We start from the raw sequence: 14,567 nt of genomic DNA on the forward strand, positions 1-14,567 counted from the left end.
TATCATTATTATTCACTTAGATTTCTATACAAAGAGGTATTGACAAAATATACTCCCTTCTAACTTGTTACGAATGAGCGATTGTAGATAGACCAGTGATGTATTAATATCATAATGCTGGCGATATATGCTGTGAATTAATAGTTATTAATGGTCTAATTTTTGACGTTTTATGGGTTAAGAAGATTTAATTCATGTCCTCAGTCAATTTTTAGGGATTCCTAACTGGGTGATGCGATCATTGCACAGATTTTTGGGTGTTTTTACTCACGCTCGGTCTCGGATAATTCACTTTTAACCCCTCAATCCACCTATGTGCCAGTTGGGGGTGCGGAATGTGGGTTTTAGTGGCACACCCCCCCTGTCACGGCGGAAATTGTAGTATTAGGTGCTGAGTGCTGGCACGGGTTGCGATTCTGGCAGAAGTACGATCGAAATGCTTGCACTCAGAATGCACTCAATCTTTGCATTCAGATTTGTAAAATATTGGCAATACTGTTCGTGTTCCCTGCCGTCTATTGCTAAATCAAAGAAGTTAAGCGACTAAGCTGAGATTGCCAATTTTCATCGTATCGCAAAGAAATCACGTAATATCCAGCAACGTATTCTAAATTTTCACGAGCAATCAGATCGCGCTGCTGTTGCTCCAAACTATCATGGGCTGAACCATCACAAAAAATAGCAACTTTAGCTTCTGTGTAGATAAAATCTGGTTTGCTGTTCGCCTCAGCAATCAAATGTTGAGCCAGATCGGGCAACTTCATACCTCGGTGGTAAATTTCTTGCAAAACTATTCGTTCAAATTCAGAATTGGCATCAGTTTGCGATCGCATCCGCTCGTACTGCTGTTCGCGAGAACCACCCGAAGCGTGCCGGGAGACACTGCTACTAGCCATTTCCTCTAGCAGAGAGTGTACTAAATGTCTGTTCAGCAACGGATGGTCAAACTGATTCCGGTACGATAGCAAACATTCATAACAAGCGTGAGTACAACTTGGCTTAGGTTCCTCGAAATGGCAGATATCCAGCGCCACCATTGCCAATCTCTGAAACGACAGCGGATTTTCCAAAATTTGCGATAACACCCCTGCACCCCCTTCCGCAGCTTCCCAGAAAAGTAAATACTTCCCTTCTCCCAACGGTTCAGATGCCAACTCATCTCCTTCCAGCTTGTACTCTGCTTGAATAGCCCGCTCTAGAGCGTACTGGAACGTTGCCAAAAAACTCTCCGCTTCTTGCGGAGGAACCGCCACAGGCTCCACAACTAAAATATTGCAAGTGTCAGCCACCATTAAATGAATTTCATTTTGTAGCGTTTGCTGGGACTTAAGTGTTGCTGACTCTTCCCTCGGATCTCCCCACAGCCCTGTCGCAGCGTCCAATTTAAAACCTCGCTCCCCAGCACGTCGCAACCCGCGATTGAGCCGCCAAATATTTGCTGTTTCTCCATAGCAGAGTTTCAGCAACTCTCGACCATCGGCCGCCAATACTTGAGCTGATTCTTGTTTTTGATTCGCGTAGCGGAAGTGAGTCGTCAGATTGTAGCCATATTTAAGCCGTTCCTCTTCATCACAGGTAATCCGTTCCCGCCGGCGCGTAAACATAGTATCCATCGGCAGCACGCGGTTGAGTTTTGCGGAGTTGCCCAGGCGGTCAGACATAATTCTGGCTCCGCAATTTTCGCAAGTGTCCCGCTGGAAACTCTTACCTTCGTGGAAGTAGCCACAATTGGCACACAAAGCCACTCGTTTGTAATCGAGTCCGCTAGCGGGGACTTTAGTTTTGGCAATTTGGAATTTGTTGCCCTCGTAGTACACAACGTTACTGGGCGCAAATTCCCGGATGGCGACACTGCGCGGTCGCGAAATAAATTCGCCGCTTTCACCAGCAGGAACGTAGGCGCGGACGGGGAGGCGGGGAAAGTTAAACCCAGGCAAAAAGCCTTCGGAAGCCAAATAACGGTAGGGGTAAAATTCAAACTCGTTAGCACCCTTGCCTTTGTTAAATTGACCCGTGAGTAAATCAATTTGTCGTCTCGCTTCCTTCTCTAAATTCTCAGCCTTCTGACGTTCTTCTATCGTGCTGCCCCCTCTGGCTGAACGGTCGATCACGCGGCGAGCTTCTTCTAATTGGGTAGAGGCATCTTCGTAAAGTTTACGCCAGCGATCGCACGCTCGGTCAAAAGTGTTTAAAGCCTTTTTGAAAATAGTTTGAATTAGGTCTGGTGAATACCAAGAACTGCGCGTTAAATCTGTTTGGCAGAAGGTATCGCCGAGAATACTTTGAGCATCCAGAACGCATTGCGCTAAAGTTGTCGGTGTAAGCGTTAGCTGAGAACGCAAATTTTCTTTTAAGGGAGAGTCATCTTTCTCTAAATCTAAAACTCGATTCATAGAATCGCCCAAATCTACCCCGGTACGCGCCAACCACAGCGAGTAAAGGTGAGATTGAATTAAATCCTGATTAGCTAATTCTAATTTCGGCGGCACTACTATTCCTGCTACCATTTGCTCTTGCCGTTTAAAGAAATATTGGTCGTGTCCGCTGACGGCAGATGCGTAAGTAATGACGAGAGCTTCTTGACCGCCGCGACCGGCCCGACCGCTTCTTTGAGCATAGTTAGCAGGCGATGGGGGAACGTTTCGCAAATGCACCACGCTCAAGTCGCTGATGTCAATCCCCAGTTCCATTGTGGGTGAGCAAAACAGCGCTGCTAGCTGACCGTTCCGGAACTTCTCTTCCCGCTGCTGGCGGTTTTGATTGTTGACTTGTCCTGTGTGTTCGCGCCCTTCCATAGTTTTTATGGTTTGGGCCGTGCGTGTGTAAAAGTTTTGAAAAAACTGATTGACTTCCAGACGGTTTTCTGTACTTCCTTCCAAGCGTTTTGTTTTCAGGGGGTCGGCAGTAATTTGATTAATTTGTTTTGCTTGCCAAACCATGCAGTCAATCCTTAATTGTAGTTCATTTTTTTCTCGTTTTAAGTAACCAGAATCGCAGAGAATTTTGATTAAAGCTTCAATTAAAAATTTGTATTCAGACTCACTTAAAGGAACATTTAACCAAGGCCAAGCGCGGAGAGATTTCAGGAATTTGCCGATTTTACTTTTTCCTGTTAGCTTGAGTTTGGCTCGTTCTCCTTTTTCACCGCTGACTAAAGTTGCCCAAGTTGCTTCATAAGTATATTCATAGGGGTCAATTTTCCAAGTTTCATTTAAAGCTTGGGCAACTTGTCGCTTAATTCCTTCTACATTTTCTGGTTGTAACAAGTCAGCATCAATGGCTAATTCCTTTCTCAGATAGTCGAGGAGGGCTTTTGCGACAAAAAATCGCTGCTCGGGGGTCGCTTGCAGTAAAATTGGATGAGGATATTTTTGCCAAACTTTTGTGGAGGCACAAGTTTGTTGTAATTCTTCATATTCAATTTCTAATAAACCACACTGTTCTAAATTCGGCTGTACGATGCGCCAACCCCGGCGCAAGTCTTCATAAAGTCGGTATTCAATTAAAGCTTTAAAAGCTTCCTCATTCCGGCGTTTTCCTATACCGTATTCGGCAGTCTGTTGAGCATAATCTTCTTGAGATAGCCCCATTTGTTTGACAACTTCAATGGCTAGGTCTGTGTGCGTTAATTCTCCTGTTCTTTGCAGCGCTCCATTTAAACTTGCTCTTAAAAAACTGGTTTGTACGAAATCATTAAAATGTCCTGATTGTAAAGAAGCGTCTTGGCGGTTGTCGGTAAAGCTAAGAATTTTGGCTGCTTCTGGCTCGATAGCTGCACTATTTTTTAATCGGCTGACAGTTGAAAGGCACAGTAATGTAGTTGCGGTACTGCGGCCCTCGCTACTGAGGCGGGACAGTTTGACAAATTCATTTTTTCTCCGGTCGTGGACAATACCACACTGCAAGCAAGTAAGGAAAGGTTTGGGAATAAACCAGCAGGTTGTTGGGGCAGAATGGGAATTTTTGACAACAACACTTGTAGTAACTTTGCCATCAGGATAAATGTAGAGTTTTGTAGGGATAAAACGGGCGTAGTCTTTTTTAGGGATGCGACCTTCTTTTTTAGTATATTTGAACCATTGGTCTGGCAAACGCTCTTCATCTGCTGTTTCCCAAAGTTCAGGTTCATCTAAGGTTAAATATCCCTCTTGAATATCGTCTTTGTCTAAATCTAAATCAATGGCGGTTGGCAGCAGCGGAGTTGCTGTATTGCGGTGAGAATCGTAGCGGACGGCGTAGTAATCTTGACCGCATTCGCGACAGAAAACAAGGGGATATAAGAGGCGATTATTCGTGGTTGTGTATTGACCTTCAAGAGTGAGAAAACGCTGAGAATGGGGTTCTAGAGTCGTATAAACGCTACCACCTTGGGCGATGAATTGGTGCAGGCGAAAAGCTAAACCTTTGGTTTGGCTTCCCCAGAGGAACATTTGCTGGAGGTGAGTCAGGCATTTCTCTGGGGAAATTTGGGTTTGTTCAGCTAAGCTTTGTGCACCTGCTTGGAGGGAAATCGGGGTACGTCGGACTAATTTGTCCCTTTCTTCCGCTAGACCAAAATTCATTTCAATCCAAGCGCTTAAGGGGTGTTTCTGGAAGTTTTTTTCGGTTTGTTCGGATTCTGGGGGAAGAGGATTTTCTAAGCTTTGGCGCAGTTCGTTAATGTTAGGATAGGGACGATTGATAGCTTTTTTTAAAGTTTCATCAATGACATTTTCGGGTTTGACTTCGACTCCGAATAGTTGGCTGGAAACGGTGGCGACGGTTTTGCGACGATCGTCGCTAGTACCTTCGCTAGACATGGTGGCGGATGTGCCAATGCAAAGCAAGTTTTTGCCGCATCTTTGGCGCAATTTACGGATGAGTAAGGCAACATCTGCTCCTTGCCGTCCTCGATAGGTGTGTAGTTCGTCTAAAATCAGAAATTTCAGGTCGGGAGATGTTACTAATTTATCTTCGTAGATACGGGTTAACATTAATTCCAGCATCACATAATTAGTGAGGAGGATGTGTGGAGGGTCGTTTTGAATTTCGCTTTTTTTACTATTGCTTTCTTGACCAGTGTATTTTTCAACGCGGATGGGACTGTCGGGAACTTCACTGAGAAATTTTTTGAATTCCTCTGCTTGGGAATTGATTAGGGCATTCATGGGGTAAACTAAGATTGCCCGGACGTTTTTGATTTCTGGATTGCGTAATAGGTCATCAATAATTGGGACAACGTAACTGATACTTTTGCCGGAACCAGTGCCAGTAGTGAGGACGTAGGGTTCTTGGCGAGAGGCGCTGCGAAATGCTTGTTCTTGGTGTCGGTAAAAGAAGGAAAAACGACGGGAAAAATATCGATCGCACTTTGGGTGTAGAATTCCTTCGTTGATGAGAGTGGTAATTTCTGCACCGGATTGATACGCAGGGTTAAGTTGAATTAAGGGGTTGGGCCAGAGTTGCCCTTTGTCAAGCTCTTGGTTGACGAATTCTTTAACTCTGATGTCGCGGATTTTTAGAAAGCTTTCAATGTATTGGCGGTAGTCGTCGATGACTTCATTTCTGAGTTGGAAAATGTCTAGGGATTTTGAGGAGTTGGGAGTTTGACTTTGGGAGTCAGAAGTTGGGAGTTGGGAGTTTGCGGTTTTTCCTAAGCGTTGATTGATGAAGTTAATTAATTGTTCTCTCAGGGATTCGCTAAGGTTTTGTGGGTTAAGTATTTCTGATAGTTTAATGAAATCCCAATCGGGGGGGATGTTAGAAAATAAAGCGGTAATTTGTTCTGATGTGAGGGATTCGATGCCTGTGCAATCGAGTTGTGCCATCCCCATTCCTAATAATGTACTGGTGGCGACAAGGGCGGGTTCCCCTTTTGGCAGTAAGTCTTTAAGTTGCATAAAATTTTTACCAAATTAATGAGAGGTTTAACACAAATCCGGTCAAAATGTCTTCTCCTGATAGCGTTGCTGGATTGTCTAAAATTTCTTTTTCTCGACCAAGGCGGTAAATTTCCACTTGGCGGTTTTTGCGGTTGATTAACCAGCCTAAACGAGTGCCATTGTTAATATATTCTTGCATTTTTTCTTGTAGGGGCTTTAATGGATCGCTGGGCGATCGCAATTCTATGACAAAATCTGGGCAAATTGGCGGAAATTTCTCTTGCTGTTCGGGGGTGAGAGATTCCCATTTGGCTGAGGGTATCCAAGCTGCATCGGGAGAAAATTTTGCACCATTCGGAAGTTGAAAACAAGTAGAGGAGTCAAAGACAACGCCTAATTGAGTTTGCCTATTCCACAAGCCTAAATCTAGGTTAATATCTGAATTTCGTTTTCCAGTTCCTCCTCCGGTAGGTGGCATGATAATTAAGTCTCCTTTGGATGTACGTTCAAGTTTTAATTCGCGGTTGGCGATACAAAGTTGATAAAATTGCTCATCGGTGATGGGGGCGGTTTCTGGATTGTTTAAAATTAATGGTGTCATGTTTTTTATCTCCTTGTACGTAATGCAGTGTAAAATAGCGCAGACCGCGCTAGTACGTACCTATTAAAACCCTAACATATCCCACGCGGCCAATACTAACCGCTGGGTTCGATACTCCCCATATTCCTTAGTCTCATTATTCTTTAACACCCGGAATGTTTCACTGGGAAAGTCGGGGCCATAAACATCCGCTGGATCTAGTATATAACGAAGTTCGTCGCGGGTGAGTCCGTAAAGTTTGGCGTAATATGCGTCTAATTCGGCGCGTAAAATAGCGCGGCGTTGTTCGTTCCAAATAAACGGCGGGCCTTCATATCCCATGTCTTGCGCGAAGGGTTGCATATCCCAGGCGGTGTACACGAGTTCTAATACTCTATCGCTGATAAATTTGATGTTTTCTGGGGTGTACCAATCGGGGGGAATGATGGGGAGTTGTTTGACAATGAAGAAACTAAAGTTATTTCCTCCTACTTTTTGACGAGTGACAAAATCGAAAACTAAACTACTAAAATTAGCAACTAAACAAGCAGCTAAGTCAGCTTGATTTTTTTCTAAAATTATTATAGGTGCGCTATGTCCTACGGCAACTTTTGGTAATAAACTAAATATTGCTGTACGTTCATTTACTACTGATGTAATACCTCTAAAACTTAACAACCAATCTTTATTCCACTTTTCACTTAACTTATTTTCAACTTCTTTTTTATCAACCCAATAACGAGAATTAACTGTAAAATCAGGATTTTGCAATTCTTCAATCTTAGGAGTAGGAATAATTTTAAAATCAACCTGATCACTATCTAACATTTCTTGAGTATAATATCCATAGCGATGATCATATATAAAAAACATTTTTCCTTCATATAAAGGCAATAAATTTTCTTCTGAGTAATTTCTAAATAAATAGCTATCAGTATTCATCATAAACATTAACATAGATGAAATTCCCCAAGGATTATGCCCTGTAGATTGATTGTCTAAAATAGGAACACGCTGATAGATTTTTTTAGTCAATTCTGCATCATAACGGGAGCGAAAAATAGGACAAGTAAAAGTATTAGGATTGATTAAAGCAATATCTTCTTTAGAAAGAGTAAAGTATCTTTCTTTTTGATTAAGATCAGCAACATAATGACAATGAAAAATAAACAAGGCTTCTGTTTTTTTGACTTCCTTACCTGATAACGTCAATAAACAAAAAGCAAATCTATGACCTACATCTGGAAAAATAAAAGCCCAATTAGTAAAACCTAGTAAGCTAACTAACGATTCCTGTTTAATTAAATCTGCAAAAATATCTTTAGTTGTGTCATTTGTTGCAATACCACTTGGCAAAATTAATCCTACCGTGCCTCTATTAGAAATCAGCTTTCTAGTAGTTTCAGCAAACACCGCATAAGTATTAATTCTTCCTACCGCAGTTAAAGGAAAACGTCTAGACTCTCGAACAAATTTACTCTGAGCGTCAGAATCATGCTTTGCATCTTCAAGTTCTTGTAATAACTTAGTGTTGGTTTTTTGTAATACTTTAATTAACTTATCTCTTTCTGATTTATTTTTAGCATTAGCAATTTCTAAATCTCTTGTAGCAAAAAACTCTCTTGGGTCAATTTGAATCATTTCCCAAGGTGGATTACCCAAAACACAATCAAACCCACCCACCTCAAACACCTCTGGAAACTCCAAAGGCCAATGAAAAAACCGCTTATCCTCCGCCAACTGATTCGCCCCATCAACAATATTTTGCGTTACCGCATTCCCCCCCAATAACTGACTCAACGCCGCCGTAGTCGGTAACAACTGTAAATTCTGTTCCGTCAACGGCATAAAAAATGCCGCTGTCCACAAATTACACGCCGAATAATCACGCCACCATCTGACATTGTTCTGACTGTGAGTTTGTTGATATCGCGCTTGTTTTTGTTTGACTTCTGCCGCTGTAGTTTCCGGTATGTCTCCCAAATCGCGCCAATTTGCAGCATATTGATTCCGTTCGGTTTCTAAATAAACAAAATTAAAGGAAAGTTGACCGCTTTCTATAGCTTGGCGGTCTTTTTTATTAATTTTTTTCAATTGACTTGCTAAAGTTTTATTATCCCCGGTTACAGGCTTAAACGCCTCATCCGGTATCCCTTCATCCAAACATTTTATATCTAACACTCCCACCAAAGAATTACCGCACTTAATTCTGTGATCTAAAAAATTCAATGGCAAACCTTTAGAAAACCCTTCAATCCACAGTGCCACCTTACACAAATCAACAGCAAACAAATTTAAATCAACCCCATAAATGCAGTTTTGAATGGCATCGCGCACAGCAATCCGCAACTCATCCGGTGTCGGTTGGGCACCATCACTTCTAACTTTGGCTAATTCCCTACCGATTCTCCGCGCGGCTGCTAATAAAAAATGGCCGGAACCACAAGCCGGATCACATACTTTTAAACTCAACAATGCTTTTTCTGTTCGTTGTTTGACTGTAGCCTTATCTTGCGCTGTTACAGAACCCTCACGGAACTCTTCAATGCAACTACGAACCTTATCCTCTATAACAGGTTCTAAGGCGCTTTTAATTAACAGTCCTACTAAACCGGGTGGCGTGTAATAAGAACCCGTTGTTTTTCTATCTGTACCTCCTATTAAAACAAACTGATGAATCCCATCTCGGCGCAGAAATTGCGGGTGAAAATCTAGCAAGCTTTCATAGACGCTTCCCAACTCTTCCACATCCAGTGCTCCATAATTCACCCGTCGCCATTGCCCTTTTTGTTCGTATAATGACAACTCCCGAAGAGCACACAATAAATCGTGATTATCTAAAGCGCAATTATCCAAGTGTTTCAGAGTCTTCGACCCAAACTAATCCCCATTCAAAGGAGATAACCCCAACAATTCTCCTCGCCAACTTTCATCAAACAAACTAAACGTTACCCGCAATCCCTGCCAAATATCTTGGAACCCCTCGCGCCGATAACTAGGGCGTTCTGCTAATAACCGCAACCGTTCAATACTGTAATACTCTCGATAAATTCTTGCCTTTTCTTCATCTTCTCCGGCTAACAGCAAATTGCGCGATTCCGCCACCATCAAAAACAATAACCTATAAATCAATAATAATAATAGCCGATAGAAATCCGTCTCTTTTAATAAATTATCTTCAATCAACTTCCGCAACTGCTGGTTGCTGGAATGCTGCACAAATCCTGTCCCCAAGCGGGAAATTGCCCTTTCCACTCCATCCCGGAGGCGATCGCGTACTCGTCCCCCCTGCTGAATCGCCTCTTGGTGGTAAAATTCCAACAGACACTTATCTGCATCATCCATTCCCAGCGGCAACCGAGAACGGTGAAACAAGCGGTAAAATAACCCAAACTCCGCAAAATTATCCCCGTTAAGGATTTGCTCTAAATCAAACTCAATATAAGTTAATCTTGTCATCAAAGACGAATCCCGCAACAGTCGCCACTGCAACCCGTTTGTGACAATTCCCCATAAATGTTCTGTGCGGTTCAAATACTCCTGCATCAACGCATGGGCGGACAACCTGGGCATTCCCGCAGGCGGTTTTTCTTCCAATCTCACCCGACCGCCAATAATATGAATAGGCGGTTTATTTTCTCCAGCTTCTACTCGGTGAGAAATAGCATAAGTTTGACTTTCAACTACCTCTGCTTTTGCTTGATAGATGGGTTGGCATCCCAATAACTCTAACAGCGGTATTGCCCAATATTCCCGCGTTAAGCTTGTTGCTGCATCCTTTGAATCTAATCGCGCTAACCTGCGCTGAAATGCCATCCAAAATGCTTTAGCATCTCCCCACGCTACCGCAATTTCATCTTCTAACTTCTGCGTTTTTGGTAAACCAAAGTCTACGGCATTCTGCCCTTTTATATCCCCCAACAAAAACTCCGTGGTCAAGTCGGGGGCGATTAAATTACCTTCTATCGAAATTCCAGAAATAGTTAGAGAAACCATAAGGTATGTACTAGCACTTCAGCGGGTTTTTAGATTGATACGTAGTTGGGTTTCAGCCCTTAATTTATAGATACTGGCAAAGACAGCGCAACTACCTCCCTTAAGGTGGCTGCAAAATATAAACGCCTAAAATATCCATTGGTAACTGAGGAATTACTTTGACTTGCCCTTCTTTCGTCATTGCCCTCACCCGCCGATGTGACTCCGATAAAATACCCGCCCTTTCCCTCCCCATTTCTGTTAAATTTGCCTCTAAATCTCCCAACCGAGATAGCAACCTTTCCACCGCCGCCTTTTTCCTTCCAATTGGCAAATCTCCTGCGGGTTCTACCTCCTCTAATAGGGTCAAAATCTCTCCTTCAGACATCCATTGCGGTTGCGCGGGAGTCCCGCGAAAACCCCGCACCAAACACTCCTCAGCCAGCAAAGTCACGCCCCCTTCGTGACTGCGGGAACTCTCCAACAAATGCCGCAACCTCAGCAGCAAAATCACCGTCGGTTGCTGCACTGATTTCGTAACAGTAAACCCACACCGAGACGCTGCCGATTCGTGTAAATTTTCCAGAGAACCTTCTAATAAATGCTGTGCTAAACCTTCAACAATGGCGTGATTTCTGCCAATATATTCTACCCCCGCTGGTGCAGGTGAATCAAAGGTAATTGTCCGAGGCTTATCCCCAATTAAAGACACTAAACACGAAGGAATATTTGGCAAATACCAGCCATTTTTCTTTTTTATTAAAGAAGTATTCAAACGCTCGCAAGCTGACTTGACAAAACGCGCCACATCTGATGCACTGCCTAAAATCGAATCGGACTCAATTAACTCTCGTTTCACATCTGCCGGTTCAATGGTTCTTTGAGCAAACCGAGTTCGATTGAGCTTTTGTTTGTCAACCGCTCTATCCCACTGTTGGTGCAATTCTGTTATAGGAGAAGTTTCCTCTTTCAAAAGGTCGAACAAACTCAATTGATAATACTCGCTAGTTGATTTTTCAAACAGCGACTTAAACACAGCTTCTTGCACCGCTGTACTATCCATTGGTACGGGAACTGTCACCCCTAAAGTTTTGTGAATTGCCACAGCTTTACGAATTAAAACCTCTAAGACTGCGCCATCTACAGGGTTGTCTTGCCCGTAAAGCAAAATACATTTAACTACTGGCGCTGTTTGTCCGTAGCGATCGATTCTACCCTCCCGTTGTTCTAATCGATTCGGGTTCCAAGGCAAATCATAGTGGATGGCTCCGGTAAAATGTTCTTGTAAGTTCAAACCTTCACTCAAACAGTCAGTAGCAACTAATACTCGCTGCGGATACGCCATCAATTCGGCTAACCGGACTTCCCGCTTATCTTCTGAATCTTCACCGCTAATTGCAATCACGCGAATATCGCTATTTTTCTTACTCTCTAACTCTTGCTTTAAAGCCTCAGCAACATAATTAGCTGTTGCAATATATCGGCACCAAATAATCGGATTAAAACCTGCTTGGAGAAGTTCTTTTACCAGGGCTATAACCTTTTGTAATTTTACATCTTTTGCCCCTTTTAAAGCCTCTGCTTGCTTGACAAAATCTCGTAGCTTTCGTTTTTGAGAATCTTTTAAGGTTGTTTGTCCCACATCCACCACGGCCGTAGGAGAAGCGTCTGCAACTTGCTCTCCTTCTGTAGGGTCACTTACATAACTGGCAGCTAATTCATCATCCCACAATTCCTCTAATTCTTCAGTTTTTACTTCCGTATCACGGTTTCTTACCTGCCTGGATAAAGTAGCAATTGCTGCTGCTGGAGATGACATCACGCAGCGGATAATTGCTAAAGCTGACCAATATCGACCCCGTTTTTGGGCGTAACTCAAACTGTCGTCAACTCCTAGCACTAATCCCTTAGCAAAATCAAAAACGTTATCGAATAAGCAACGATAATCAGTAGATAATGGATAAGCTAATTCTAAAGATTCTCTCTGCGGAAATGGCGTTTCGTTGTCTAGCCACTGGCGGACATCCACCCGCCGTCGCTGGATAAAATGATTGGCTAACTCAATGCGTTCTTTTTCCGTGAGAATTTCTAAATTAAATTGCTCAAATTTAGGGTTTAGCAAACCTAATAAAGACAAAAATGCTGCTTCAATCCCGCTGTGGGGAGTAGCTGTTAGTAACAGTAAATGGCGGGTGGCTTTTTCGGCAATGGCTTTTATTAATTCATAGCGCTGCTGACCAATCGCTTTTTGTTGCTGGGAATTAGTGCAGGTGTGGGCTTCATCAACAATTACTAAATCAGGGCAATGAGTGAGGAATACAGCGCGGCGACGTTCGGATTTAACGTAGTCTAAACTAACAATTATGTGTGGGTAATAACTAAAAATATGGCTGTCGCCAGTGGGTAATGCTCGCTCTAATTTGGAGGCTGTACCCGAACGAATGACAGCCGCATCGATGTGGAATTTTTGCTTGAGTTCTCGCTGCCATTGATCGCATAGTTGGGGTGGACAGAGAATTGCTAGGCGCTTTACTTCCCCCCTGTCTAAGAGTTCGCGGGCAATCAGTCCTGCTTCGATTGTTTTGCCAATGCCAACATCATCAGCCACTAGCAGTCGCACAACCGGCAACCGCAAGGCCATCAATAGGGGTACTAACTGGTAGGGACGGGGACGCACCGACAGTCTGCCCAGACAGCGAAACGGGCCAGCCCCACTTCGCAAGCTCAACCGGGTGGCATCGAGGAGAAGTTGGGCCGCGGCGTGGTCTTGAATGGTGCTGGCGTTGGGTGCCGGAAATTGGGCGGGTTCAATAGTTTCTAGGTTGAGGCGGGTGTAAATGCCACAAATTTGGTCTTCATTTCCGCTTAAGGGACGCAGGCGAATCAAGTCGGGGCTGTCGGAAGGCAACACCACCCACTGGCGATCACGACAAGAGACGATAGAACCGGGGGGGGTGATAGCTGTCATTTTTACTCTTGGGAACCTACTAACAGTTTAAGCATTTTGGTGTCGCAAGGAAGGTCGATCGTCCGCTTGGAGATTGTCCCATCATCAAACCATACCATTAGGGCGATCGGCTACCTTTTATAAACTTCCCTCTTCTCTTCTGCAAGCTTACGGGTTGATTAGGTGCAGCTTCCTACTAATTACTTATGTGGTCTTCTAATTTCTTATGTCACCCTATCAGAGTTCCTGCACCGCACATATTCTTTCCAGGCCGCTAAGGCTGGATGCAAGCTGACATCGTGGGGGTTCTTTAGGAAGCACTGAAGGGCGTGCGGGAGTAAAGGCGATCGCTTCCACGTCCTTCCACGATAACTCCATCCACTTAGGGGTAATGAAGTTTTCTAGCAAAAGCTTTTTATGTTTTCCAGCATGACTTTATAACTCTCAACAGCAAATCTTACGCTAAGCCAAAGTTTAACTATTTAAACACGCTATAGCTATCAACACCCGAACTACCATCGCCGTCCCAAAACTTGCTGATTCCTGGAGCGCTACCTTAAGAAATCCCGCCTACGGATGCAGTAATGCAGTCAGTATGCCAGACTCTCAGACGTGCACCTTATCGCGCTTGAGATCAAAATAGAAGGCACGGCCTAGCATTGCTCAAGAAAATCTGCGATGAGCTTTCCACCCTCAGCATCAAAATCCTAAGTGCTGCACAGCCCGTCGTTTCGTTTCTTCGCCCCGCCGATCGTACTTAGCTGTTGTCACAGGAGAGGCGTGACCTGCCAATTTCTGCACTGTCACGATATCGACTCCAGCATCGAGGAGGTCTGAGCAAAACGTGCGGCGGAAATCGTGGGGAGAGAAAGAATCCACTCCAGCGAGGAAAGCCCGTCGCTGCAAAATCTTCAAAACACCATCGTCCGTCATCCGCCGAAATTGAATTTCTCCTCCCTTACGGATGGGAAAAAGCAGCGGGCCCGGTTCCTCTCCTCTCAAATTGAGCCACTTTTCTACCAAGGCGATCGCCGGCCGTGAGAGATAAACTGTTCGGTATTTCTTGCCCTTACCCTCTCTAATTTCCAACGCTCCCGTAGATAGGTTGAAATCTGCCACATCCAGATTGACTGCTTCAGCGCGGCGAATGCCTCCCCCCCGCAAGATAGCAATCAAGGCTGCATCTCGAACATCAACGGTACTC

6 protein-coding genes are annotated in these 14,567 nt (G+C 43.9%); all 6 read right to left on the bottom strand.

What is annotated here, in order from left to right; all coding sequences use genetic code 11:
• Positions 1 to 521: 521 nt before the first annotated feature.
• Positions 522 to 5,879 (bottom strand): DEAD/DEAH box helicase, encoded by a 5,358-nt coding sequence (locus QUA90_RS28730; RefSeq protein WP_333448599.1) that lies wholly within the window; start codon positions 5,877 to 5,879, stop codon positions 522 to 524.
• A gap of 7 nt (positions 5,880 to 5,886) precedes the next feature.
• Positions 5,887 to 6,462, bottom strand: coding sequence for a Uma2 family endonuclease (locus QUA90_RS28735; protein ID WP_333448600.1), 576 nt, complete (start codon positions 6,460 to 6,462; stop codon positions 5,887 to 5,889).
• 63 nt (positions 6,463 to 6,525) lie between these two features.
• On the bottom strand, positions 6,526 to 9,246 hold the full coding sequence (locus QUA90_RS28740) for an Eco57I restriction-modification methylase domain-containing protein (RefSeq protein ID WP_333448601.1): 2,721 nt from the start codon (positions 9,244 to 9,246) through the stop codon (positions 6,526 to 6,528).
• A 75-nt stretch (positions 9,247 to 9,321) separates the two neighbouring features.
• On the bottom strand, positions 9,322 to 10,437 hold the full coding sequence (locus QUA90_RS28745; RefSeq protein ID WP_333448602.1) for a hypothetical protein: 1,116 nt from the start codon (positions 10,435 to 10,437) through the stop codon (positions 9,322 to 9,324).
• A gap of 100 nt (positions 10,438 to 10,537) precedes the next feature.
• Entirely contained in the window at positions 10,538 to 13,384 is a 2,847-nt protein-coding gene (locus QUA90_RS28750; RefSeq protein WP_333448603.1) for a helicase-related protein, read from the bottom strand.
• Positions 13,385 to 14,062: 678 nt separating this feature from the next.
• Positions 14,063 to 14,567 (bottom strand): site-specific integrase (locus QUA90_RS28755; RefSeq protein ID WP_333448604.1); only part of this gene is annotated, 505 nt, incomplete at its 5' end.

The sequence above is a fragment of the Microcoleus sp. D3_18_C4 genome, assembly GCF_036702355.1.
GTDB lineage: Bacteria > Cyanobacteriota > Cyanobacteriia > Cyanobacteriales > Microcoleaceae > Microcoleus.

Coding starts and splice junctions, on each gene's coding strand:
- QUA90_RS28730 (WP_333448599.1), bottom strand. CDS start 5,879: ATGCAACTTAAAGACTTACTGCCAAAAGGGGAACCCGCCCTTGTCGCC.
- QUA90_RS28735 (WP_333448600.1), bottom strand. CDS start 6,462: ATGACACCATTAATTTTAAACAATCCAGAAACCGCCCCCATCACCGAT.
- QUA90_RS28745 (WP_333448602.1), bottom strand. CDS start 10,437: ATGGTTTCTCTAACTATTTCTGGAATTTCGATAGAAGGTAATTTAATC.
- QUA90_RS28750 (WP_333448603.1), bottom strand. CDS start 13,384: ATGACAGCTATCACCCCCCCCGGTTCTATCGTCTCTTGTCGTGATCGC.